Origin of the sequence: Enterobacter sp. E20, assembly GCF_000801755.2 — a bacterium.
GTDB classification, from domain to species: domain Bacteria; phylum Pseudomonadota; class Gammaproteobacteria; order Enterobacterales; family Enterobacteriaceae; genus Enterobacter; species Enterobacter asburiae_B.
Window position 1 is genome coordinate 2,656,570 of the sequence record NZ_CP012999.1, and the last position, 23,538, is coordinate 2,680,107.

20 protein-coding genes and 2 pseudogenes are annotated in these 23,538 nt (G+C 58.1%); 7 read left to right on the plus strand and 15 right to left on the minus strand.

Translation table 11 applies throughout. From position 1 onward, the window contains the following. Positions 1–35: 35 nt before the first annotated feature. From NI40_RS12470 to NI40_RS24315, 4 genes are read right to left on the minus strand one after another with little or no spacing between them, the layout of a single operon-like run. Positions 36–3,635, minus strand: coding sequence for an ABC transporter ATP-binding protein/permease (locus tag NI40_RS12470; RefSeq protein ID WP_039262296.1), 3,600 nt, complete (start codon positions 3,633–3,635; stop codon positions 36–38). Continuing rightward, entirely contained in the window at positions 3,605–4,033 is a 429-nt protein-coding gene (locus tag NI40_RS24205) for a chorismate synthase (protein WP_218055119.1), read from the minus strand. The genes NI40_RS12470 and NI40_RS24205 overlap by 31 nt, the downstream gene beginning before the upstream one ends. Continuing rightward, entirely contained in the window at positions 4,030–5,430 is a 1,401-nt protein-coding gene (gene aroA, locus NI40_RS12475; protein ID WP_218055120.1) for a 3-phosphoshikimate 1-carboxyvinyltransferase, read from the minus strand. The genes NI40_RS24205 and aroA overlap by 4 nt, the downstream gene beginning before the upstream one ends. Further along, positions 5,414–6,232, minus strand: coding sequence for a 3-dehydroquinate synthase (locus tag NI40_RS24315; RefSeq protein WP_236918807.1), 819 nt, complete (start codon positions 6,230–6,232; stop codon positions 5,414–5,416). The genes aroA and NI40_RS24315 overlap by 17 nt, the downstream gene beginning before the upstream one ends. Here NI40_RS24315 and NI40_RS12485 point away from each other — a divergent pair. The 3 genes and pseudogenes from NI40_RS12485 to NI40_RS12495 all read left to right on the plus strand — a co-directional run. Then, positions 6,167–7,375 (plus strand): annotated as a pseudogene (locus NI40_RS12485) (IS91-like element ISPps1 family transposase); the annotation flags it as partial. The gene NI40_RS24315 and the pseudogene NI40_RS12485 overlap by 66 nt on opposite strands. 309 nt (positions 7,376–7,684) lie before the next feature. Then, positions 7,685–8,530 carry a Bug family tripartite tricarboxylate transporter substrate binding protein gene (locus NI40_RS12490; RefSeq protein ID WP_052206735.1) on the plus strand — a complete coding sequence of 282 codons (846 nt, stop codon included), beginning with the start codon at positions 7,685–7,687 and terminating at the stop codon, positions 8,528–8,530. Continuing rightward, entirely contained in the window at positions 8,530–9,390 is an 861-nt protein-coding gene (locus tag NI40_RS12495) for an EamA family transporter (RefSeq protein WP_033996650.1), read from the plus strand. The genes NI40_RS12490 and NI40_RS12495 overlap by 1 nt, the downstream gene beginning before the upstream one ends. Before the next feature lie 117 nt (positions 9,391–9,507). Here NI40_RS12495 and yczE read toward each other — a convergent pair whose 3' ends face one another. Next, positions 9,508–10,179: a membrane protein YczE gene (gene yczE, locus NI40_RS12500; RefSeq protein WP_033996651.1), complete on the minus strand. Its 672-nt coding sequence runs from the start codon at positions 10,177–10,179 to the stop codon at positions 9,508–9,510. Positions 10,180–10,240: 61 nt separating this feature from the next. Between yczE and yczR the strand changes: the two genes are divergently transcribed. Beyond that, on the plus strand, positions 10,241–11,680 hold the full coding sequence (gene yczR, locus NI40_RS12505; RefSeq protein ID WP_047783232.1) for a MocR-like transcription factor YczR: 1,440 nt from the start codon (positions 10,241–10,243) through the stop codon (positions 11,678–11,680). Positions 11,681–11,698: 18 nt separating this feature from the next. Here yczR and NI40_RS12510 read toward each other — a convergent pair whose 3' ends face one another. Next, complete coding sequence (locus NI40_RS12510; protein ID WP_218055121.1) at positions 11,699–11,974, minus strand: TetR family transcriptional regulator C-terminal domain-containing protein; 276 nt, start codon at positions 11,972–11,974, stop codon at positions 11,699–11,701. Positions 11,975–12,040: 66 nt separating this feature from the next. Between NI40_RS12510 and NI40_RS12515 the strand changes: the two genes are divergently transcribed. Further along, positions 12,041–12,745: an IS6-like element IS26 family transposase gene (locus tag NI40_RS12515; protein WP_001067855.1), complete on the plus strand. Its 705-nt coding sequence runs from the start codon at positions 12,041–12,043 to the stop codon at positions 12,743–12,745. 141 nt (positions 12,746–12,886) lie between these two features. On the opposite strand, the gene NI40_RS12520 is transcribed toward NI40_RS12515, so the two are convergent. The 7 genes from NI40_RS12520 to NI40_RS12550 form a co-directional block, all read right to left on the minus strand. After that, positions 12,887–13,444, minus strand: coding sequence for a recombinase family protein (locus tag NI40_RS12520; protein ID WP_003100847.1), 558 nt, complete (start codon positions 13,442–13,444; stop codon positions 12,887–12,889). Continuing rightward, positions 13,438–13,809: a hypothetical protein gene (locus tag NI40_RS12525; protein ID WP_003100853.1), complete on the minus strand. Its 372-nt coding sequence runs from the start codon at positions 13,807–13,809 to the stop codon at positions 13,438–13,440. Before NI40_RS12525 ends, NI40_RS12520 begins: the two co-directional genes overlap by 7 nt. Continuing rightward, a complete protein-coding gene (locus NI40_RS12530; protein WP_003100856.1) occupies positions 13,806–14,306 on the minus strand; it encodes a hypothetical protein in 501 nt (166 codons plus the stop codon). The genes NI40_RS12525 and NI40_RS12530 overlap by 4 nt, the downstream gene beginning before the upstream one ends. Beyond that, on the minus strand, positions 14,303–14,629 hold the full coding sequence (locus tag NI40_RS12535) for a hypothetical protein (protein ID WP_003100858.1): 327 nt from the start codon (positions 14,627–14,629) through the stop codon (positions 14,303–14,305). The genes NI40_RS12530 and NI40_RS12535 overlap by 4 nt, the downstream gene beginning before the upstream one ends. 254 nt (positions 14,630–14,883) lie before the next feature. Further along, entirely contained in the window at positions 14,884–15,240 is a 357-nt protein-coding gene (locus tag NI40_RS12540) for a cupin domain-containing protein (RefSeq protein WP_003465043.1), read from the minus strand. 236 nt (positions 15,241–15,476) lie between these two features. Next, the gene (locus tag NI40_RS12545) at positions 15,477–15,863 is read right to left on the minus strand and encodes a HepT-like ribonuclease domain-containing protein (protein WP_003100872.1); all 387 of its coding nucleotides are present in this window, start codon (positions 15,861–15,863) and stop codon (positions 15,477–15,479) included. Then, positions 15,860–16,150, minus strand: a complete 291-nt coding sequence (locus NI40_RS12550) for a nucleotidyltransferase family protein (RefSeq protein ID WP_001247892.1) — start codon at positions 16,148–16,150, stop codon at positions 15,860–15,862. Before NI40_RS12550 ends, NI40_RS12545 begins: the two co-directional genes overlap by 4 nt. Positions 16,151–16,308: 158 nt before the next feature. Here NI40_RS12550 and NI40_RS12555 point away from each other — a divergent pair, with 158 nt between their 5' ends. Together NI40_RS12555 and NI40_RS12560 are read left to right on the plus strand one after the other, a co-directional pair. Continuing rightward, positions 16,309–19,275: a Tn3-like element ISPa38 family transposase gene (locus NI40_RS12555; protein ID WP_003100881.1), complete on the plus strand. Its 2,967-nt coding sequence runs from the start codon at positions 16,309–16,311 to the stop codon at positions 19,273–19,275. A 78-nt stretch (positions 19,276–19,353) separates the two neighbouring features. Then, positions 19,354–20,358 carry an IS110-like element IS4321 family transposase gene (locus NI40_RS12560; RefSeq protein ID WP_000427623.1) on the plus strand — a complete coding sequence of 335 codons (1,005 nt, stop codon included), beginning with the start codon at positions 19,354–19,356 and terminating at the stop codon, positions 20,356–20,358. Between the two features lie 671 nt (positions 20,359–21,029). Here NI40_RS12560 and NI40_RS22920 read toward each other — a convergent pair. Together NI40_RS22920 and NI40_RS22925 are read right to left on the minus strand one after the other, a co-directional pair. Further along, positions 21,030–21,956, minus strand: a complete 927-nt coding sequence (locus NI40_RS22920) for a hypothetical protein (protein WP_033144814.1) — start codon at positions 21,954–21,956, stop codon at positions 21,030–21,032. An 11-nt stretch (positions 21,957–21,967) separates the two neighbouring features. Next, positions 21,968–23,525, minus strand: a pseudogene (locus NI40_RS22925) (TnsD family Tn7-like transposition protein). Positions 23,526–23,538 lie beyond the last annotated feature (13 nt).

Consider the following 23,538-nt stretch of genomic DNA (forward strand, 5'->3'; position numbering starts at 1 on the left):
CTTATGAAGCCCGCCGCGGGCCGGACCGCGCACCCTCATGCCCGCGCCCGTTGCGATGGTTCGGCACTCGCGCCCTGGTGGCTCGCCAGCTTCGCATACACCCCCTGCCGGCGCAGCAGCTCGTCGTGCGTGCCGGCCTCCGCCAGCGTGCCGTGCTCCAGCACCAGGATCAGGTCGGCGTCGCGGATGGTCGACAGCCGGTGCGCGATCACGAGCGTGGTCCGGTGCCGCATCAGCGCATCGAGCGCGCCGCGCACCTGCAGCTCCGACAGCGTGTCCAGGTGCGAGGTGGCCTCGTCGAGGATCAGCACCGGCGCGTTCTTGAGGAAGGCGCGCGCGATCGAGATGCGCTGGCGCTGGCCGCCCGACAGCTGCATCCCGCGTTCGCCGACGCGCGTGGCCAGGCCCTCGGGCAGCGTGCGCACGAAGTTCGTCAGCGCGGCGCGGTCGAGCGCGAGAGCCAGTTCCTCGCCGCTGGCATCGGGGCGCGCGAGGCGGATGTTGGCCTCGAGCGTGTCGTTGAACAGGTAGGTGTCCTGCGACACCAGCGCGACGCGTTCGCGCAGGCCGTCGAGCCGCAGCTCGCGCACGTCCACGCCGTCGAGCCTCACGCGGCCCTGGCGCGGATCCCAGAAGCGCAGCAGCAGGCTGGCCACGGTGCTCTTGCCGGCGCCCGAGGCGCCGACCACGGCCACGGTGGCGCCGGCCGGCACCTCGAAGCCGAGCTCGTGCAGGGTGTCCTGCGCCTTGCCCGGATAGGCGAAGCAGACGCGCTCGAAGGCCAGCGACAGGCCGCGACCCGCGGCCGGCGGCGGCAGCGGGCCGTCGACCACGGGCTCGGGCTCGTTCTCGACCACGTGCAGGCGGCGCGTGGCCGCGATGGTGTCGGCCAGCTGGCGGCTGACCTGCGAGATCTCCGACACCGGCAGGAAGGTGGCGAGCGCGATCAGCACCAGCAGCGGCAACATGCCGGCCGGCAAGGCACCGCTCGCGACCTGCAGCGCGCCGACCACGGCCACGGCCAGGCCGCCCAGGCCCATCGCGATCTCGAACCACGCGGTCTGGCGCGACAGGTCGTTCAGGATGTCCAGGCGCCGCGCGCGGCTGCGGTCCGCCACCTCGAGGAACTGCGCGCGGCGGCGGCCCGTGGCCTGGAAGGCGGTCAGGTCGGCCAGGCCCTGGATGGTCTCGGCGGTATGGGCGCTCATCTCGCCCAGCGCATGGCGGGCGCGGTCGCCGAGCGCATCGACCTGGCGGCGGCCCCGGATCGGCGACACCAGCGCATAGGCGAGGAACGGCAGCAGCGCCAGCGCCACGGGCCAGCTGTAGAGCGCGAGGAAACCCAGCACCGACAGCGGCACCAGCACCGAGACGATGGCCGGCGCGATGGTGTGGGCGTAGAAGTACTCGACCATCTCCACGTCGTGCGTGGCGAGCGCGACCAGGTCGCCCGAACGGCGCTGCAGCAGGTAGGCCGGCGCGAGTCGCTCGAGCTTGTCGTAGAGCTTCACGCGCATGTCGGCCAGCAGCTGGTAGGCCATGGCATGGGCCAGCCACGACTCGAGCCAGTGGAACAGCGCGGCCAGCGGCGCCGCGACCAGCAGGCCGACGATCAGCGCCGAGGTGTCGCGGCCGTCGCGGATCGCGGCCACCACCAGCGCGCTGAGCACGCCGACGCCGATGAAGGCCGCGACACGCGCCACGCCCAACACGATGGTGGCGATCAGCGTGCCGCGCCAGGGCCGCACCACCGACAGCAGCGTGGCGAGCGTGGCCTTCCAGCCGACCTGCTCGGCGTCGGCATCGAGCGGGCGCAGCGCGGGGCCGCGATCGCCCTCCTCTTCCGCGGCAATGCGCCGCACCGATGCGGCCTGCGCATCGACCGGCGCGGGCGCCGCGGCGGCGAGGCCCACGGCCTGCTCGTGCATCAGGCGGTGGTAGAGGCCCTGCCGTTGCATCAGCACCGCATGGCGGCCCTCCTCGACCACGCGCCCCTGATCGAGCACCAGGCAGCGGTCGGCGCCGATGATGCTGGCCAGCCGGTGCGCGAGGATCAGCGTGGTGCGGCCGACCATCAGGCGGTCCAGCGCCTGCTGGATCAGCGCCTCGTTCTCGGTGTCGACCGAGGACAGCGCCTCGTCGAGGATCAGGATCGGCGCGTCGCGCAGCAGGGCACGCGCGATCGCCACGCGCTGGCGCTGGCCGCCCGAGAGCTGCAGGCCGCGCTCGCCGACCTGGGTGGCGTAGCCCTGCGGCAGCGCCATGATGAAGTCGTCGATGTTGGCGGCCCGCGCCGCGGCGCGCACCTGCTCGTGGGTGGCGTCGGGGCGGCCCAGGCGCAGGTTGTCGTCGAGCGTGCCGTGGAACAGCGTGATGTCCTGGCTCACCAGCGCCATGTGGCCGAGCAAGGTTTGCGTGGCCAGGCCGTTGACGTCGTGGCCGCCCACGCGCACCGTGCCCGATTGCGGCACGAACTCGCGCAGCAGCAGCCGCACGATGGTGGACTTGCCGGCGCCGCTCGGGCCCACGATGCCCACGCGCTCGCCGGCCGCGATGCGGAACGACAGGCCCTGGTGGGCGGCGCGCTGCGGCGAGTAGGAGAAGGCCACGCCGTCGAATTCGATGGTGGGCGCGAGATGCGCGGGCCCGGCGGCGTTCGACCGTGTTTCAGGCGAAGCGGTCGGCGCTTTTGCATCCATCAGCGCATGGATGCTCGCCGCGGCCGATTGCCCCAGCATGCCCCGGTGCAGCACGGAGCGCAGCTCGCGCAGCGGACGGAAGATCTCGGTGCCGGCCATCAGCACGATCAGCAGGGCTTCCACGCTCATGTCGCCGGCCGTCACGCGCCAGGCGCCCACCGTGAGCGCCAGCGCGGCACCGAGTGCCACGCCGAGGTCGCTGATGCCGCGCGTCAGCAGGCTCACCGACAGCACCCAGAAGGTGTTGTCCGAGAGCTTGCGCGCGCGGGCCGCCAGCCGCTCGCCCCAGGCCTTGCCCTGGCCGTAGGCCTTCAGCGTGGGCAGGCCCTGCATCGCATCGAGGAACTCCTCGCCGAATTCGTTGAGCGAGCGCGTGCGCGCCAGGCTCGCGCGGCTGTCGAGCATGTGGACGGCCATTGGCCCGAGCAGCGCGAACAGCGCCGCGGCCAGGAAGACGAGCGCGGTCGGCAGGTCCCAGAAGGCGATGACCGCGAAGATGGCGAACGGTGCCGCGGCCGCGATCACGACCTGCGGCAGGTACTGGCCGAAGAAGGTCTGCAGCTGCTCCACGCCATCGACCACCGTCAGCATCACGCCGCCGGTGCGCTGGTTGGCGAACCAGGCCGGGCCCAGTGCCACGATGCGGTCGTAGAGCCGTGCGCGCAGCGCCTGCTGCACCTCGGCCGAGGCGCGGTTGGCCTGCACCGTGCGCAGATGGTCGAACAGCGCGCGCAGCAGCACCATCGCGCCCACGCAGGCCGCCGGTGCGATCCAGTCGCCGTAGGGCGCGCCGTCGAACACGCGTGCCAGCAACTGGCCGAGGAACACATAGCGCGCGATGCCGGCCGCCAGCGCCAGCAGGCCGAGCAGGATGCCGCCCGCCATCTGCAGGCGCAGGCCCGCTGTCAATTGCCAAAGCCGAATATCGAAATACATGGTGGTGCGATCGGTTCTTCCTGTCGGGCCGTCATTGTCATGCATCGCGCGGGGCGGCGAAAGCGATGGTTTTTCAATCCTGGGTTGAGATAGATTGCACCCTTTGCCGCTCCACCCCGCCCCATGCCACCTCGGGTATTATTATTTTCAAAAAGAATCGTGATCGGTGCCCCGGTGGTTTTTCCATTGAACACGCCACTCTTAAAAAAGGGATAATCAGCTTCCTGCCGCGGCGTTGTCCCCTTCTGTTTTCCGCCTTTACGCCTTTCCAGGTCCGGTAAAAGATCTTCTTCGGACAATGACAGACCAGCAGGACAACCATCAATAACGATGCCTACTGATTCACCATGTGATTCGCCAAAAATATGCACCCTGAAGATGCGGCCGAAGCTATTCATGAGAAATTAAATTGATGGTTTAAAGATACAACACCGCCAAGTTGTTTAAGATCGCTGTAAAAATCCGGGTAGGATTTATTCACCGCTTCTGCATGTTCGATGGTTGTTTCACCCACAGCTTTTAAAGCAGCCACCGCGCAAGCCATCGCAATGCGATGATCGTGCCTTGAACTAACTTCAGCTCCTTTTACGCCTTTCCCTCCGATCACGCGCATCAGATCTCCCTCAAGGTGGATTTCAACACCCATTTTCCCGAACTCGTCCTGCAGCGTCAATCCTCTGTCACTTTCTTTATGCGCCAGCCTGCTTACGCCTTTGATCTTTGTTTCTCCTTTGCAATAAGACGCCAAAGCAACCAATGGCGGAAAAAGATCCGGGCAATCAGTAGCATCAAATTCAAATGCATTGAGATCAGCAGGATGAAGTTTGATCTCTTTTGCATCAATCGCAATACCTGCGTTCGCACTCATCAAAGCCTGAACGATCGCTTTATCAGCCTGCGTCGAAGCTATATCCAAACCTCTTACCGTGATCGGCCCGGCAATAGCCCCCGCTACCAGTAAAAAAGCACCACCGCTCCAGTCGCCTTCTACGGTGTATCGTTGCATTTTCGTTTCATCATATACATTCCCGGCTTTGAAATAAAACTCTTCATAGTTTCGATTCTCGGGAGTCTTCAAACCAAACCGCTTCATCACATCCAGTGTAAGATCGATATACGGACGGCTTTTGAGATTCGTTACTTTTATCGCAACATCGCTTGCATCTGCGGCCGCATATGCAAGCAACAAACCTGTAAGGAACTGAGAGCTTAAGGACCCATCAACCGTAACGTCTGCTGGTTTCAATGGCCCCTGTATAACGAGAGGCAATTTACCCTGGTTAGATTTAACTTTTACACCGAGATGCGGAAGAATTTCATCAAAGAAATCCATTGGTCTTGTAACAAGGCTTCCAGATCCTTTGATCGTCACCTCTTCTTTACTCAACGCAACAATCGGAGTAAACATCCGGATACTTAAACCAGATTCACCGCAGTCAATAAAAGGAGCGACAGGTTTTACGCCTTCACTTGTTATCTGCAAAGAACCATCAGGCTGATCTTCAAGCCTGGCACCAAGCCGGCTTACAATATCCCTGGCAGCTTTATCATCATTGCTATGACCGGGATTAATGATCTCACTTATTCCTTTTGCAACCAGTGCAGCAGCACAAGCTCGCTGCATCGAACTTTTTGAAGCGGGTGACTGGATAATTCCAGTCAGATCTCCGGGCTGTATTGTTACTTTCACTTTGGTAATGCTTGAATGATTTTTTCTAATTGAACCAGTGGAATACTCTTCACCACTCCCTTCCCTACTTTTTCCAGCAACACATAGTTCATTTCTTTTTTTCACGCTTCTTGTCCATTTTCAACAGATTAAAAGCCTTTTCCCTATCGAATGCCATATAAGTCGGTAACCCATATTGTTCCAACACTTCTACCACGCGATTTGTTTGTTTGAATCCAGACAATTGCTCAGAAATATGACACGCGTATGTCATTCCTATAGCAACCGCATGGCCATGCATCAACGCATATTCATTTTCGATGGCATGCCCCAATGTATGACCAAAGTTCAACAAACGCCTTACCGACTTTTCGAACTCATCCTCCTGAACAACCTTCGCTTTTAACTGAGCATTACGCTGAAGAAGCACTGCAATCAGCTTTGGCTTTTTCTGATATACCGCAAGATTGTTCGCTTCCAGTTCACGGAACATGGCAGCATCCTTTATACAAGCATGTTTTATGATCTCGGCAAATCCGTTCACCCATTCCTTGTGCGGAAGACTCTTCAATAAACTAATATCATGCAGGATAAATGATGGCTGACGGATCACACCAACCATGTTCTTATACAGCCCCACGTCAATACCATTCTTACCGCCAACAGATGCATCCACCAGTGCCAGCAATGAAGTCGGAATAAATCCAAACTTTAATCCGCGCATATAAACCGCCGCAACATAACCAGCAATATCTGTGATCACACCGCCGCCAATTCCTACCAGCGTTGTTTTTCTATCAGCTTCCAATTCTATCAACTGATCGATAATATCGTCAACTGTCGACTGAATCTTATACGCTTTTTCCCCCGCCTGCCGGTGCGCCAGTGGGTGCTCTCCGTGCCCAAGAGGTTGCGGTACTTCATGCAACGCGACGGAGCGGTGCTGAGCATGGTGCTGCGCATCTTTCTGCGGGTGATCGCACAAACTCTGCAGACCCACAGCCCCGGTGCGGCCCATATGGACAAGGCAGGCCTGCACATCGGTGCCATCGCCTTCATTCACCGATTCGGCTCCAGCCTCAATGAACACGTCCACTTCCACGTTTGTGTGGTGGACGGGGTGTTTGAGGAAGTGGAGGGCGAGGGCGATGCTGATGCGACCCCTCGAATCTCATCGCCGGGTGTCATCTTTCACGCGGCCACCGGCATCGATGCGGCTACCGTGGCCCCAGTGCAGACCACACTGCAAAAACGCATCCTGCGCGCCTTCGTTGCTCGGGGCCTGCTGGAGAACTGTGACGCCAAAGACATGCTGGGCTACAAACACAGCGGCTTCTCGGTGGACGCCGGTGTCTGCATCGAAGCCCACGACCGCGCTGCGCTGGAGCGGCTGCTGCGCTATTGCGCGCGTCCACCGTTTTCCATGGAGCGCCTACGCAAAGAGGGAAGCAAACTGGTGTACCGCTGTGCCAAACAGCGCAGCGAGCCCACCAGTGACAAGCGTGGTGCCAAGGCAGATGAGCTGCACCTCACACCGCTGGAACTGATCGACCGCATCGCCGCGCTGGTGCCACCGCCACGCACCCACCGGCACCGCTACTTTGGTGTGCTGGCACCAAACTCGCCGCTGAGAGCGGCGGTAACGGCGCTGGCTCAGCCTGCTGCGTCGCAACCAGCCACGGTGGAGACTGCACAACCTGGCGCGGGCGTACCTGGGGTGGCGGCGCCGGGCAACGCGGCCACACCCACACCCGAACCTGAAGCACGCCCGAAGCGAGCGGCGCATTACTTGTGGGCGGTGCTGATTGCCCGCATCTACGAGGCATTTCCGCTGCTGTGCCCCATGTGCGGTGGGCAGATGCGCATCATTGCCTTCATCACCCACAGCGCCGAAATCCGCCACATCCTGAACCACATCGGGGTGGAGTCTGCCCCCCCGCACATCACCCCGGCACGCGGGCCACCGCTGTGGGAGGGCTGCGACGCGCCGGTGGATGATGGTGCGCAAGGCGAGCCGGATTGGGATCTGGCAGCTCAACCCGACGAGGTAGACCAGCGCGTCAATTGGTGACCCAGTGAAGCGGCGGTATCCATCGCTGCGGGGAAGCAGCTGCGCGCGCGCCAGGCCCAAATGCATACTGCCTCCCAAGCTCTTGCCATTGAGCGGCAAGCGAGCGCTCAACCTTCCTTGGCCGAACGTGTTTCGAGGCCCAAAACTCGTGCCATACTTGGCCTCATGCGGTTGAATTTCCTATCCGTTCGTGCCATACTTGGCCTCATGCGGTTGAATTTCCTATCCGTTCGTGCCATACTTGGCCTCATGCGGTTGAATTTCCTATCCGTGCCACCCCATGAGCGCACACCCAGGGAGACAAAAGCCATGACACATCGCCGCAACCCCGCACCGTCGGTGCATGACGCCTGTTCGCGCCGCCGCTTCAGCCAGACCCTGCTGGGTTCGGCCGGCGCCTTGCTGTTGCCGGCGGCGCCGAGCGCCTGGGGCGCGGAAGCGGACGGCTATCCGTCCAAACCCATCCGCATGGTCGTGCCGTTCACGCCCGGCGGCTCCACCGACATCCTCGGCCGCGCCATCGCGCAGGAGTTGGGCAAGGCCTGGGGCCAGCCCGTGGTGGTCGACAACGTGCCCGGAGCGGGCGGCAGCATTGGCGCCGACAAAGTAGCCAAGGCTCCCGCCGACGGCTACACGCTGCTGATGGGCCACATCGGCACGCTGGCCGTGACGCCGTCGCTTTACCCGCACCTGCCCTACGACCCCGAGAAGAGCTTCACGGCCATCGCGTGGGCGGCGCGTGTGCCCAACGTGCTGGTGCTGCATCCGTCGGTGCCCGCCACCAATGTGAAGGAACTGGTCGCCTACGCGCAGGCCAACCCGGGCAAGCTCAACTATGGCTCCGGCGGCAACGGCAGCGCGGCGCACATCGCCACCGAGTACTTCAAGCTGGTCACGCACACGCAATTGCAGCATGTGCCTTACCGCGGCACGGCGCCCGCCGTCACCGACCTGCTGGCCGGACAGATCCAGGTGATGTTCACCGGCGTGCCGGCGGTCATCGAGCAGGTGCGCGCGGGACAGATGGCCGCTGCGGGAAGTCGATTGGCTCAGCTCGTCGTTATCGATGCGGTGGTCGCATCCCTGGCGCTGCGCGATCAAGAGCGGACCCGCTTGGCGGAGCGGGCGGGCATCGATCTGCCCGATATTTCCTGATGCAGCCCGGCACCATCGCAATGGTTCTCGCCGCAGCGGTAGCCCATGCGGTGTGGAACCTGGCCTCGAAGTACAAGCGGGGAGACACTTTACTGTTCGTGTGGGCTTATAGCTGTGCTTCGACGCTGCTGTGGGTCCCGATCGGTCTCGTTCTTATGGTTCAGGACCAAGGGGCGATCGATTGGCGGCTCGGGGTGGGAGCGGCCGTTTCGGCGGCATTGCACATTGCGTACTCCCTGACCTTGCAGGCTGGCTACGATCGTGCCGAACTCGGGGTGGTTTACCCGATCGCCCGTGGCACAGGGCCGGTGCTGACGATGCTGTTTGCGATTCTTATTTTGGGGGAGCGGCTCTCCGTCGTCGCGCTTTTAGGGGCGCTTCTCGTCGTCTCAGGCATTCTTGTCGTTACCGGAAACCCGTTTGGAAGCGGAAGCCACCGCCCGCTCCAGGGGATGTTTTGGGGAGGGGCCACGGGGGCCACCATCGCAAGCTATACCGTCTGGGACAGCTACGCAGTCACGTCGCTGCATTTGGCGCCCGTGAGCTACTACGCTGGCACACTGCTTCTGCAAACCCTGATCCTGACGCCAAGTGCACTGCGCCGATGGCATCACATTCACGCAGTTATCCGTGCTGATGCCGTGCCTATACTCATCGTGGCAGTATTCTCTCCACTGGCCTACATCCTTGTGCTCACCGCCATGCTGACGGCACCGCTCGCGCTCGTCGCCCCTCTGCGTGAGTCGTCCATCATCATCGGCTCTCTTTTCGCGTACAGGCTCTTCCGTGAGGGTCATCTCGCGCGCCGCATAGTTGGAGCGGTGATCGTATTAACAGGGATCGCGGCGATTAGTTCTTGATTTTATCGACAGACCCCATTTTGTTCTCTGGATTAGTTCACTGATGGGTCGACAAAGTCCTACGGACAACTACATTGTCCTCTGCGGAAAGCCGGATATTCCCTCAAGAAATAAGCGTTACTGTTCCTCGGCTACCGCCGTCACAGCGTCAAGAGGAATGAGCACCCAAGGCAGCAATGCTTGCGTGAGTGGGCCGATACATAGAGCGAACAGAACGGTACCGACACCGAAAAGTCCAAATCCGCCTAGCGTGAGGCCGATGGTCAGCACCGCGATTTCCAAGCCAGTGCGCACCAATCTCAGCGATAGGCCAGTCACCCGCTGAAGGCCCGTCATCAAGCCATCGCGAGGACCTCGCCCCAACTGCGCACCGATATAGAGTGCGGAACCCAGGCCGCACAAGAGGACTCCGCCCACAGTGAGTGCAGCACGCCCCCAGAGTAGTTCGGGCGTTTTCAGCACCTGCAATGCAAGGCCCGCGACCACACCGATGGTGATGGCATTGGCGAGGGTGCCAAGCCCCGGCATTTCGCGCAAAGGGACCCACAGCAACAGCACGACGAAGGAAAGGCCGACGACAACCCAGCCGAAGCTCACAGGGAGATGCGCCGTTATTCCAAGATGGAGCGCGTCCCACGGCGCTTGTCCAAGATTGCCCCGTACCATCATTGCCATCGAAATGCCGTAAAAGGTCAGCCCGAGCATCAGTTGCGCCAGCCGTCGAATTAGCTTGCCGGCGCGTAATTGTTCAATAGGCCCGAGTTGGACGAGATGGACTGTTTTTTTCATGTAGCCATATTGCCGAAAATTGGCATTGTGAAAAATAGCCAATCATGGAAAAGTGGACACCATGAAAGAGACCATCTCAGCGCGCCGTGTTCGAGAACTCATGGGCGACCTTGCTCCAGGCCCAGCTTGGGCCAATCTGGCCGATGCGCTTACGCTGCTCATTGGGGACGGCCGCATTCCTCTTGGCGTTCGCCTGCCCAGCGAGCGTGAGCTAACAGCGGCTATCGGCCTGTCGCGCACCACCGTGTCGCGTGCATATGCCGCGCTGCGAGACAGCGGCTACGCTCACGCGACACAAGGTGCAGGAACCTTCACCGCCGTCCCCGGCGGGCGCGAACGAGCCCATGACCGTGTGCTTGCTCCGAAAGGTGTCGGCGAGGACTGGATCGACCTGAACTGCACTGCGGACTCGGCGCCCGCCGACGTAATGAGCGCCTACACAGCCGCGCTTTCGCAACTCCCCGCCTACTTGGGCGGTCACGGATATTTTCCGGGAGGCTTGCCGGTGTTGCAGGAAGCCGTTGCTGCGGCCTACGCGATGCGCGGACTGCCAACCACTCCTGACCAGATCGTGGTCACACCGGGTTCGCTGGCTGCCGCCAGCGTCGTGGCCCGCGCACTTGCTTCGCGTCGCACGCGCGCACTGGTCGAGTCCCCCACGTACCCCAATGCGGCCGAAGCACTGAGGGCATCCGGCGCGCGATTGCACGAAGCGCCATTGGATGCCCACGGATGGGACATCGCCGGCATCATGGAAACCGTGAAGCAAGTGAAGCCGGACTTCGTGTATCTCGTTCCCGATTTTCAGAACCCCACGGGTGCCGTCATGACCGCAGACCACCGCAAGCGATTGGGGAAGCATCTTCTTGCACACGCCGCGCTGCCCATCGTGGACGAAACGAACTACGCGCTGGCGTTGGATGGTCAGCAGATGCCGCCTCCGTTTGCGGCCTTCCATCCTAATGCGATCACGCTCGGCAGCATGAGCAAGGCGTTCTGGGGAGGATTGCGCGTGGGCTGGATTCGAGCCCCTCGTCACCTCGTCGAGCGCCTGACCAGGGCACGCCTATCTCTCGATCTTGGCGTGCCCGTTCTGGAGCAACTCGCGGCGACGCACCTGCTGCGAAGTGGACCGGCCGCTACCGGACATCTTCATCGTTTGCGACTACAGCGTGATGCACTGATCCACGCAGTAGAATCACATTTACCGGGCTGGCGCTTCGTCCCACCTGCTGGCGGGATGGCGCTGTGGTGCGAGCTTCCACGCCGAGGCGCAACCGCATTGGCCTCCATGGTGGCCGCCAACAATGTCATCATTTCGCCCGGCCCGGTCTTTTCCCTGGGGGGCGGGCTGGATAAATTCGTTCGCCTGCCTTGGACTCGGCCGGCAAACGAGTTGCAGGATGCCGTCGAGCGTATCGCCATCGCATGGCATCGCATTGAGCAACATGGCCACCACGGACATCCAACCCCCACACACGGGCGGTTCATCGTCGTCTAAGCGATGACCTCGGCTGATTCAGGCCTCGAATCCCAACGCCGTGAACGCATGCCGCGTGATCGCCTCCAGTGTGCGCCGGCTGGGCCGGGTCTTGGCCAGGACATTGAGTCCTTGCGTCGTGCATACGAGAAATACGGCCGCTTCGGCCGCATCGACGTCCCGCGATAGTTCTCCCGCTTGCTTTGCCCGCTCGATCGCGCCAGATAGGGCCGTTTCCAGCCTGGCCAGGTGGAGTTGGAAGGCTTCGCTGATCTGCGGATCATTCATGGCGAACTCAACGATCGAGTTCGTCACAAGGGCACTGTTGCAAATAGTCGGTGGTGATAAACTTATCATCCCCTTTTGCTGATGGAGCTGCACATGAACCCATTCAAAGGCCGGCATTTTCAGCGTGACATCATTCTGTGGGCCGTACGCTGGTACTGCAAATACGGCATCAGTTACCGTGAGCTGCAGGAGATGCTGGCTGAACGCGGAGTGAATGTCGATCACTCCACGATTTACCGCTGGGTTCAGCGTTATGCGCCTGAAATGGAAAAACGGCTGCGCTGGTACTGGCGTAACCCTTCCGATCTTTGCCCGTGGCACATGGATGAAACCTACGTGAAGGTCAATGGCCGCTGGGCGTATCTGTACCGGGCCGTCGACAGCCGGGGCCGCACTGTCGATTTTTATCTCTCCTCCCGTCGTAACAGCAAAGCTGCATACCGGTTTCTGGGTAAAATCCTCAACAACGTGAAGAAGTGGCAGATCCCGCGATTCATCAACACGGATAAAGCGCCCGCCTATGGTCGCGCGCTTGCTCTGCTCAAACGCGAAGGCCGGTGCCCGTCTGACGTTGAACACCGACAGATTAAGTACCGGAACAACGTGATTGAATGCGATCATGGCAAACTGAAACGGATAATCGGCGCCACGCTGGGATTTAAATCCATGAAGACGGCTTACGCCACCATCAAAGGTATTGAGGTGATGCGTGCACTACGCAAAGGCCAGGCCTCAGCATTTTATTATGGTGATCCCCTGGGCGAAATGCGCCTGGTAAGCAGAGTTTTTGAAATGTAAGGCCTTTGAATAAGACAAAAGGCTGCCTCATCGCTAACTTTGCAACAGTGCCATGTTTTCCATGATAGTTCTCCGAATGAAAGCCTGTCCTCAGCATAGTACCGGGAAGGAGGGAGTGACCATCTCATTAAATAAAGCACGCTAAGCGTGCGTGGAGGCTGGCACCCAGCGGTACAGCGTCGGAATGGACACGCCGAGGTTCTTGGCCACGTCCTTGGGCGGCACCCCGCTGGCCAGCAGCTTCTTGGCCGACTCGATCTTGCTGTCGGTCATCTTCGGCTTGCGGCCGCCTTTGCGGCCGAGCTGCTTGGCGACTTCCAGCCCGGCGCGGGTGCGCTCGACGGTCAGCTCGCGCTCCATTTCGGCAAGGCTCGCCATGACGTGGAAGAAGAACCGCCCGGATGGTGTGCCGGTGTCGATGGAGTCGGTGAGGCTCCTGAACTGGACACCGTGCTTGTGCAGATCGCCGACCAGATCGACCAGTTGCTTGACCGACCGGCCCAGCCGGTCGAGCTTCCAGACGACCAAAGTATCGCCTTCGCGCAGCATTTCGAGCGTCTTGGCCAAGCCAGGCCGGTCTGCCCGCGTGCCACTCACCTTGTCCTCGAAGACCTTTTTACATCCGGCCTTGCTCAAGGCTTCGCGTTGCAGCTCCAGGTTCTGATCCTGCGTCGAGACGCGCGCATAGCCAATCAACATGGCTTGTCTCGCGCCCGGTCGATGCGTTCCTGCATCGCCTGCATCACTTCTTCGTGGGTGTACGATCTGGCGTTGGCGTCGGTGGCTTGCCGCAGGGCTTCCTCAACCTCGCGCGTCATCCGCTCGTAATCCTCCGGCCACAGCGCTTGCTCCATGCGCAGCGACGCCTGACCCAGCAGGTGCAGCAGGCTGAACAGCCGCATGTCGTTGGTGGCGACGATGCGCTCCCGAATCTGCTCCTGAATAGCTTCGCTAGCCCGATGCGCTTGTGGTGTGGCAGTCCCCTCGTAGTCAGCGGGGAATTCCGCTTCCTCGGCAATCCTTGCCCAGGCGCTGGCCAGCGCCTCGATGGTTGACGTGCTCATTTCCGCCGCTCCTGTGCTCTTTGGCGAATCAACCGGCCAAGGGGCCTCGACGCGAAAACCAGCAGCATCACGCCTATCGGATACCAGGTCGAGAAGACCACCAAGGCATCGAAGGCTGGCCGTCCGGTGTTGGTAGGCAGTACGGCGGTCACAGCCATCAACCCGCCGACCGTCCAGATGATGCGCCACACGTAGGGCATCACGCGGGGCACGTAGCCGTCATCGAAAGCGGTCTGGTAGTAGCGGCGCAGGCCGCGCTCGGCAAGCGCCTGGCGCTGCCGCTCCGACAGCGCATCCGTCCGGCCATACCAGCGCCGGAATGGTGGACAGCGCAGCAGCAAAGGGGTGAAGAGGATCATCACCGCCACGATCGCGACACCCCACGCCATGACGGCGCCGGCATCGGGCCGCTTGGCGTTCTCGATCACGGGCGCGAAGACGCCCGGAGCACCGATCATCCAGAACAGCGCAATGTGCTGATGGAAGGAGAGCTTCATTTGCTCATCCACTTGCGCAGCAGGCGCTTTTTCAGGGAGGCGCGTTCTTGCGGGTTGCGTCCCTTGTGATTGGCGATGCGATCCGCCGTGGCGGCCTGGCGCTTGACGGGCCAGTAGGAGCGGCCATCCTTGCCCATCGACCAGACGCTGCTGGCCTGGTTTTCCAGCAGGGGCAGATGGGCGCTCAGGGCTTCGGGCGACGCGCTGGTCAGCGCCGTGCGCTCACGGGTGCGCCAGCGCTGATGCCAGAGCTTCTTGTCCTCGCGCTCGCTGCCGCAGGTCGTGTGCCCGACGATGGGTGTTTTGCGGCGGCTGCGGCTCATAACGTAGTGGTCTCCAAGAACATTCAGGACTGATCCCAGGCGTCGATGGTCAAGACCTGATCGGCAGGACAGGCGGCTACGCGGTCGGGAACTGGATGGTGTTCAGTCTCATGCCGACCCCATTCGATTGATCGCGTCGCTTGCGGCACGCTGCGACGCAAGGAGGTTTGCGACCTGGTTTAGCAGCCGTGTCCGCTGCATGTCTGTTACCTATCTCCCCGACCGCTCATTGGACCAACTCCAGAGATTGGGCTCTATCGCTCAGCCAATACGAAACCGGCATTGGCTGATGCCACAACCGAGACGAACACAAATGGCTCGGTACCTGTATTTCGCGCCCCGTGCACTTGGCCCGGTCTTGCCACGGCTATCTCACCTTCCCTGAGGGCACGAACAATCCCATTGCCCTGAAAGTAATCAGCCATTCCCGACAAAACAGTCCACGTGTCTTGGCCGTGAGGATGAATGTGAGCCGCAATTTCCTGCCCGGGATGGACATGCCAAACCACGATAATTGAGTCTCGGGTTTCAAGCACAACGGAACGAATAGGCTCGCCTTCGGACGGCTGAACATACTCGGCTACAGAAAATATTCTCGATTCAACAGTCATCGGAGATCCCTCTTTCACAGTGCCCCCAGACAGGCTGGATATGAATTCTAACTCGAATTTGAACGGGAGGCTGGTCGTGCGGTCGTGCAGTTGCCGATGAGCGTGTCGGCTGCTGCCTCCTTGCCCACCAGCGAACTCACGTCCGTTGCGGCCATCCAGAAGGTCTTGCCCGAGCGCGGCTCATAGGTCGCGGGATCGAACACGCCAGAGGGGCCGAACATCGGCGGCTTGATTGGTCATGGCTCCATGCCTTTGTCGTTACGGTCTTCATCGTCGGCATCCTGACGCACGGCGGGCAATTGCTGGAGCAACGCCGGCAGCCATTCCTGTACCGTCTCCCACACCACATCGAGGTTGATGTCGAAATAGCCGTGAGCCATGCGATTACGCATATTGCGCATGCTGCGCCACGGCACGTCGGCATGCGCCTGGGTGAACTCGACGTAGCCATCCATCACCTTTGTGGCCGCCTCGCCGATGACGATCAGGCTCATGATGACGGCCTGCTGGGTGCGCTTGTCGGCCAAGAAGTCGTCCTTGGCCATCCCTTCCACGAAGCTGCGCGCATCGGTTGCGGCCTGCTGAATGTGGTCGAGGTAATCGGGCAGGCGGTTCTCGCTCATATCGGTTGCGCCTCCGCGAGCACCTTGGCCCGGAACTTCGGCGGCAGGTCGCCGGGAGTCAGCAGATCGACGTCAACGCCGAGCAGCGATTTCAGTTCTTCTTCCAAATCGCCCAAGTCCAACAACGTGGCACCGGGCAGCGCATCGACCAACAGGTCGAGGTCGCTGCCATCCCGGTCGGTGCCATGCAGCACCGAGCCGAAGACGCGCGGGTTCGCGGCGCGAAAGCGGCCTACCGCTTCACGCACTGCGCTTCGCTTCATGTCAAGCACAACAGACGGTCGCATGCGCATCCTTTCTTATCGAAACTCGTTGAGATGATATGCAATCAAGAATAGAATTTCAAGAACTATTTTCGAGAATCGCAATGCCTTGATTCCCGTGCCGCGCCGGTTGCCTTGGCGGGCTTGTCACAAACCTACGTTTTCAAGAAGAAGGAAACCGCATGCCCCGCCGTTCGATCCTCTCCGCCGCCGAGCGCGAAAGCCTGCTGGCGTTGCCGGACACCAAGGATGAGTTGATCCGTCACTACACGTTCAGCGAAAGCGACCTCTCCATCATCCGGCAGCGGCGCGGCCCGGCCAATCGGCTGGGCTTCGCGGTGCAGCTCTGCTACCTGCGCTTTCCCGGCGTCATCCTTGGCGCTGATGAGCCACCGTTCCCGCCATTGCTGAGACTGGTCGCCAACCAGCTCAAGGTCGGCATCGAAAGCTGGGACGAGTACGGGCAGCGTGAGCAGACCCGACGCGAGCACCTGGTCGAGCTGCAAACGGTGTTCGGCTTCCAGCCGTTCACGATTGGCCACTACCGGCAGGCTGTCCAGTTGCTGACCGAGCTGGCCATGCAAACCGACAAGGGCATCGTGCTGGCCAGAGCCTTGATCGAGCACCTGCGGCGGCAGTCGGTCATTGTGCCCGCCCTCAACGCCGTCGAGCGGGCGAGCGCCGAAGCGATTACCCGCGCCAACCGGCGTCTCTACGACGCCTTGGCTGAGCCGCTGACGGACGTGCATCGCCGTCGCCTCGACGATCTGCTCAAGCGCCGCGACAACGGCAAGACGACGTGGCTGGCCTGGCTGCGGCAATCCCCGGTCAAACCGAACTCGCGGCACATGCTGGAACACATCGAACGCCTCAAGGCGTGGCAGGCGCTCGACCTGCCCTCCGGCATCGAGCGGCTGGTTCACCAGAACCGGCTGCTCAAGATCGCCCGCGAGGGCGGCCAGATGACGCCCGCCGACCTGGCGAAGTTCGAGCCGCAGCGGCGTTACGCGACCCTGGTGGCGCTCGCCATCGAGGGCATGGCCACCGTCACCGACGAAATCATCGACCTGCATGACCGCATCCTGGGCAAGCTGTTCAATGCCGCCAAGAACAAGCATCAGCAGCAGTTCCAGGCATCCGGCAAGGCGATCAATGCCAAGGTGCGGCTGTTCGGGCGCATCGGCCAGGCGCTGATCGAGGCCAAGCAAGCGGGCCGCGATCCGTTCGCCGCCATCGAGGCCGTCATGTCCTGGGATGCTTTCGCCGAGAGCGTCACCGAAGCGCAGCGGCTCGCGCAACCCGAGGACTTCGATTTCCTGCACCGCATCGGCGAGAGCTACGCCACGCTGCGCCGCTACGCGCCGGAATTTCTCGACGTGCTCAAGTTGCGGGCCGCGCCCGCCGCCAAGGACGTACTCGACGCCATCGAGGTGCTGCGCAGCATGAACAGCGACAACGCCCGCAAGGTGCCCACCGACGCGCCGACCGAGTTCATCAAGCCGCGCTGGCAGAAGCTGGTGATGACCGACACCGGCATCGACCGGCGCTACTACGAACTGTGCGCGCTGTCGGAGCTGAAGAACGCGCTGCGCTCCGGCGACATCTGGGTGCAAGGCTCGCGCCAGTTCAAGGACTTCGAGGACTACCTGGTGCCGCCCGCGAAATTCGCCAGCCTCAAGCAGGCCAGCGAATTGCCGCTGGCCGTGGCCACCGATTGCGACCAGTACCTGCATGACCGGCTGACGCTGCTGGAAACGCAGCTCGCCACCGTCAACCGCATGGCGCTGGCCAACGAGCTGCCGGACGCCATCATCACGGAGTCGGGCCTGAAGATCACGCCGCTCGATGCGGCGGTGCCCGATACCGCACAGGCCCTGATCGACCAGACGGCGATGATCCTACCGCACGTCAAGATCACCGAATTGCTGCTGGAGGTAGACGAATGGACGGGCTTCACCCGGCACTTCGCCCACCTGAAGTCAGGCGACCTGGCCAAGGACAAAAACCTGTTGCTGACCACGATCCTCGCCGACGCGATCAACCTGGGCCTGACCAAGATGGCGGAATCGTGCCCCGGCACGACCTACGCCAAGCTGGCCTGGCTGCAAGCCTGGCACATCCGCGACGAAACCTACGGGGCGGCACTGGCCGAGCTGGTCAACGCGCAGTTCCGACATCCCTTCGCCGAGCATTGGGGCGACGGCACCACGTCATCGTCGGACGGCCAGAACTTCCGCACCGGCAGCAAGGCCGAGAGCACCGGCCACATCAATCCGAAATACGGCAGCAGCCCAGGGCGGACGTTCTACACCCATATCTCCGACCAGTACGCGCCGTTCCACACCAAGGTCGTGAACGTCGGCGTGCGCGACTCGACCTACGTGCTCGACGGCCTGCTGTATCACGAATCCGACCTGCGGATCGAGGAGCACTACACCGACACGGCAGGGTTCACGGACCACGTCTTCGCGTTGATGCACCTGCTGGGCTTCCGCTTCGCCCCGCGCATTCGTGACCTGGGCGACACCAAGCTCTACATCCCGAAGGGCGATGCCACCTACGAGGCGTTGAAACCGATGATCGGCGGCACGCTCAACATCAAGCACGTCCGCGCCCATTGGGATGAAATCCTGCGGATGGCCACCTCGATCAAGCAGGGCACGGCGACGGCCTCGCTGATGCTCAGGAAGCTTGGCAGCTACCCGCGCCAGAACGGCCTGGCCGTCGCCCTGCGTGAGCTGGGACGCATCGAGCGCACACTGTTCATCCTGGACTGGCTGCAAAGCGTCGAGCTGCGCCGCCGCGTGCATGCCGGGCTGAACAAAGGCGAGGCGCGCAACGCGCTGGCCCGCGCCGTGTTCTTCAACCGCCTGGGGGAAATCCGCGACCGCAGCTTCGAGCAGCAGCGCTACCGGGCCAGCGGCCTCAACCTGGTGACGGCGGCCATCGTGCTATGGAACACGGTCTATCTGGAGCGGGCCGCGAACGCCTTGCGTGGCCACGGTCAAGCCGTCGATGACGGCCTGTTGCAGTACCTGTCGCCGCTCGGCTGGGAGCACATCAACCTGACCGGCGATTACCTCTGGCGCAGCAGCGCCAAGATCGGCGCGGGCAAGTTCAGGCCGCTACGGCCGCTGCAACCGGCTTAGCGTGCTTTATTTAATGAGATGGTCACTCCCTCCTTCCCGGTACTATGCTGAGGACAGGCTTTCATTCGGAGAACTATCATGGAAAACATTGCGCTCATTGGTATCGATCTGGGTAAAAACTCTTTCCATATTCATTGCCAGGATCGTCGCGGGAAGGCTGTTTACCGTAAAAAATTTACCCGGCCAAAGTTGATCGAATTTTTGGCGACATGCCCCGCTACAACCATCGCAATGGAAGCCTGTGGCGGTTCTCACTTTATGGCACGCAAGTTGGAAGAGTTGGGGCATTCCCCAAAGCTGATATCACCACAATTTGTCCGCCCGTTCGTTAAAAGCAATAAAAACGACTTTGTCGACGCCGAAGCTATTTGTGAAGCTGCATCGCGTCCGTCTATGCGTTTTGTGCAGCCCAGAACGGAATCTCAGCAGGCAATGCGGGCTCTGCATCGTGTCCGTGAATCCCTGGTTCAGGATAAGGTAAAAACAACCAATCAAATGCATGCTTTTCTGCTGGAATTTGGCATTAGCGTTCCCCGAGGAGCTGCCGTTATTAGCCGACTGAGTACCATTCTTGAGGATAATAGTTTGCCTCTTTACCTCAGCCAGTTATTGCTGAAATTACAACAGCATTATCACTATCTTGTTGAGCAGATTAAAGATTTGGAATCCCAGTTGAAACGAAAGTTGGACGAAGATGAGGTTGGACAGCGCTTGCTGAGCATTCCCTGCGTCGGAACACTGACAGCGAGTACTATTTCAACTGAGATTGGCGACGGGAAGCAGTACGCCAGCAGCCGTGACTTTGCGGCGGCAACAGGGCTTGTACCTCGGCAGTACAGCACGGGAGGTAGGACGACATTGCTGGGAATTAGTAAGCGAGGTAATAAAAAGATCCGAACTTTGTTGGTTCAATGTGCCAGGGTATTCATACAAAAACTGGAACACCAGTCTGGCAAATTGGCCGATTGGGTCAGGGATTTACTGTGCCGGAAAAGCAACTTTGTCGTCACTTGTGCTCTGGCAAACAAGCTGGCCAGAATAGCCTGGGCCCTAACGGCACGACAGCAAACTTATGTAGCATAACGGCAGAAATACACCGGTTTAAAGAATTACTGATCTGGTTTTGCGAATACTGATATTGATGATACTAACGGCCCACCGGCCTGTTGAGGAACCTGTAAAACGGAAAGGCTCATTGAAGCCGTATATTTTCTGGAGGTTCATCAGGCGCGGAACTCATCAAGGCGCGGGAATAAAATCCCATTCAGACGCCGGATAGATTCAAGCAAGCCAACTTGTCGTCAAAATCGGTGTTGCAAAAACGGGAGTGACCATAGATTCCGTTTTCTGAGACGACCCCTTCAAGGTCTTCAAAGCGTATTGAGTGTTCATAAGTGATCTTCCGTATCGACGGGTTAACAAGCACAACGAATGGATTTACAGCAGATAAGCTGTAATACTCATTAACAGACTATAGGCTGTAATACGCCTCTTGCCAAGATTCGGCATCTTTCAAAAACAAGGCCGTGTTGAGTAAGCAGTACTGGTATCTAGCACCCCTGACCACTTTGCTTGAGAGTGACCCAGTGACATTTATCGTGATCGTAGGTCTTTTAGACGTTGTTGCTAACCGGCATCATACTCAGGTGGTAACCCCCAGGGATACTCGGGAAGTGATAATTTATTCCCGCCCTAATCAAAATATATAACCCTATCTTATTAGCTTTCTTAGTAGTTTATAAATGAAGTAAAAATTAGCGAAGAAGCTTTACATTAAAAAGTGAGCAAAAATTTTTACCATTGAACCGGCAAAATTTGCAATCTGCGGCTTTTAGCCTGAGAAAATCCACATTAACAGAATAATCATCAAGTCCAACAGAGGCATAACTTACGTCCTCGAATAAATCGGTAATAAATGAGTTGAAATTACAAAAATTAACCTCACTCAATATCCTGAACACCGCAGAAATATAACTACTATGCATTATCCTGACTTCAATAACCTTTAATAAACTAGAATGCGATTTACTTTTAAAGAGGTCAAAGAGAAAGTAAACCAGCTCATTTTTATTGTCAGAAATCCATTTTAAAATTTTATCCCTGGCACATGGCAATAAATACACTGGAGTTTTGAAAGGATTTGAAATGTCAACCACAAGGGAACAATAACCATGAGGATTTATTCCACTTATAATTAAGTCACTAAGTCCTTTCACTGCATCCAAATAGTTGTCAAAACAAACCTCATATAAACAGGTACTATGAGCTGCACATTTAGATTCAAACAACCATCTATGACGAAGATAACCAATGCCTTTAGAGTGTATATCTTCAATAATACATTTATGGCAGTAATGAATCTTTGAGATGTTTACCAATGGATATGAATTAGTTATGTGTAAATTATTTCGACAGGCATCTTCAACAGCGTTGAAATACCCGTAAACACCAGAAGATAACGACACTATATTGGAAGTTAGTATATAACCATTTCTTGTGGCAAGAATGTCATATATATCCTGCAAACTATGCAATTTGTACATATCAATCAGTTCGAGCCGAGGAAAGGCATCGTACCTTAGTTCACCATGCTTAGATATTATGTTCCTGCAATTGGATAAGTTATACATTATCTGTGAACGCAGAAGAAAACTGTGCCACAATTCATTTTCGTAAACCATATCACTCCCTCTTATTTAATTAGATTCTTTTTCCTGAGAAGTGTCATTGTCATTGGTAGTTTATCTCTGTATTTCAAAAGCCAGTTATGCCCCCCCCAGTAAAGCATCCAGGCTTGTAAGTGACATCGGGTATTGCCCCTGAGATAAAACAACATTTATTAATGATGATGAGATTATATCTCTCTCGCTCCAGTCTACTCTTTTATTTCTATAACATCGTACTGCTTTAGGAAGACAGGAATTAAGCCAGCCATTTTCATGTTTATTTAGCCAAAAGAAACTAGCATAACAACTTTCCTTGACTAACTTTCGCGTTACAGAAATGGATTGATTATGTATAAATCTTAATATTTTCTGCTTATGACGCCGTCTTAAAGAATCTTTTTTACATTTTTTACGCCATGAGCATAAACCGTAACAAGAAGAAATTACAGAGGATACAGTTCCTTCCGATAATGAGTTTTTCTCAGCTATGGATGCCAGACTAAACCCCCTTACAGCCATAGACTTGATAAGCAATTCAGTGAATATATTAATTTTTGTGTTTCGCTTAAACGCCCTCAGGTATTTTTTATAAATAAGTGTTTTAATGTAACATCTGCTGCGATTAAATTCTCTCCCAAGGTTGCTAACACTAGTATTATTTTCAGCCATATGAAAGCTGTATTCCTTATGACTTTTAAAGATTTCTTTCTTTTTATTAGGACGACTTCCTGCATACGTTGGCCAGCAAGTATTTAACAAACAATAACAAAGCAAAAGGTGTTTTGTGGGATGCTGACAACATTTATCTTTGAGTATAGGCTCCCAGTAGTGATAATCAGTAAGGGATGTCGGTAGAAGCTCCGATGAACCCTCCCCAAATAACTGGCACTTAGCATAAACATGTGCGTAAAATACATTTTTCTTCAGATTCCCGTCCAATGATAATAAATTTAACTTTTTAAGTACATCCATGTAATTTGGGTGACAAATTTCTTTTCTTCTGATTATATTTATGGACTCATAACAAAATTTAGCAAAATCGAAGTCTGTCTCATTGCTGAGTTGTTCTGTATACGAAACAGGAGGCATCAGTCCAATACGTATGTGCGGTGCAGAAGGGACATTGATGCTTTCAAGCACTACCTGGTGCCGATGGCAGGTTGTAACCCCATGAAGTTGATGCGCCAGATGCCAATAAGTAACACCATAATGAAAAGTATCTTCACGAGCGCAAACCGGGCAAAACTTCAATAGTGTCCGCTGTCCTAGTGAAAAATTACTAAGGCGGCACAATCGATTAAGCCTGGCAGGGGTCGTGTTGAAATCCATAATTTCATTACGACTGATTGGTAGTGCCCAGGCAAACAGAGGGAGTAAAGTCTGTTCATGCCAGAGCTGGTCTGCACTTTCGGATGTATGAAGAGAAATAGCCTTTAATCCTGAATTGAGAATTGGATGGACGCTCATATCAGGTTTGTGGAAAATGATCGTTAACAGAGAAGATGGGGACATACCGTACACGGTAGCTGTCCGACAAAACCGACTGAACAAGGATTCATCAGGTAAAACAGACAACATTCTCATTTACCCCACCTCT

What these genes read in the sequence shown, in the direction of transcription:
- NI40_RS12470 (WP_039262296.1), bottom strand. Translation starts at nt 3,635, where the DNA reads ATGTATTTCGATATTCGGCTTTGGCAATTGACAGCGGGCCTGCGCCTG.
- NI40_RS24205 (WP_218055119.1), bottom strand. Translation starts at nt 4,033, where the DNA reads ATGAATAGCTTCGGCCGCATCTTCAGGGTGCATATTTTTGGCGAATCA.
- NI40_RS12490 (WP_052206735.1), top strand. Translation starts at nt 7,685, where the DNA reads ATGACACATCGCCGCAACCCCGCACCGTCGGTGCATGACGCCTGTTCG.
- NI40_RS12495 (WP_033996650.1), top strand. Translation starts at nt 8,530, where the DNA reads ATGCAGCCCGGCACCATCGCAATGGTTCTCGCCGCAGCGGTAGCCCAT.
- yczE (WP_033996651.1), bottom strand. Translation starts at nt 10,179, where the DNA reads ATGAAAAAAACAGTCCATCTCGTCCAACTCGGGCCTATTGAACAATTA.
- yczR (WP_047783232.1), top strand. Translation starts at nt 10,241, where the DNA reads ATGAAAGAGACCATCTCAGCGCGCCGTGTTCGAGAACTCATGGGCGAC.
- NI40_RS12515 (WP_001067855.1), top strand. Translation starts at nt 12,041, where the DNA reads ATGAACCCATTCAAAGGCCGGCATTTTCAGCGTGACATCATTCTGTGG.
- NI40_RS12520 (WP_003100847.1), bottom strand. Translation starts at nt 13,444, where the DNA reads ATGTTGATTGGCTATGCGCGCGTCTCGACGCAGGATCAGAACCTGGAG.
- NI40_RS12525 (WP_003100853.1), bottom strand. Translation starts at nt 13,809, where the DNA reads ATGAGCACGTCAACCATCGAGGCGCTGGCCAGCGCCTGGGCAAGGATT.
- NI40_RS12530 (WP_003100856.1), bottom strand. Translation starts at nt 14,306, where the DNA reads ATGAAGCTCTCCTTCCATCAGCACATTGCGCTGTTCTGGATGATCGGT.
- NI40_RS12535 (WP_003100858.1), bottom strand. Translation starts at nt 14,629, where the DNA reads ATGAGCCGCAGCCGCCGCAAAACACCCATCGTCGGGCACACGACCTGC.
- NI40_RS12540 (WP_003465043.1), bottom strand. Translation starts at nt 15,240, where the DNA reads ATGACTGTTGAATCGAGAATATTTTCTGTAGCCGAGTATGTTCAGCCG.
- NI40_RS12545 (WP_003100872.1), bottom strand. Translation starts at nt 15,863, where the DNA reads ATGAGCGAGAACCGCCTGCCCGATTACCTCGACCACATTCAGCAGGCC.
- NI40_RS12550 (WP_001247892.1), bottom strand. Translation starts at nt 16,150, where the DNA reads ATGCGACCGTCTGTTGTGCTTGACATGAAGCGAAGCGCAGTGCGTGAA.
- NI40_RS12555 (WP_003100881.1), top strand. Translation starts at nt 16,309, where the DNA reads ATGCCCCGCCGTTCGATCCTCTCCGCCGCCGAGCGCGAAAGCCTGCTG.
- NI40_RS12560 (WP_000427623.1), top strand. Translation starts at nt 19,354, where the DNA reads ATGGAAAACATTGCGCTCATTGGTATCGATCTGGGTAAAAACTCTTTC.
- NI40_RS22920 (WP_033144814.1), bottom strand. Translation starts at nt 21,956, where the DNA reads ATGGTTTACGAAAATGAATTGTGGCACAGTTTTCTTCTGCGTTCACAG.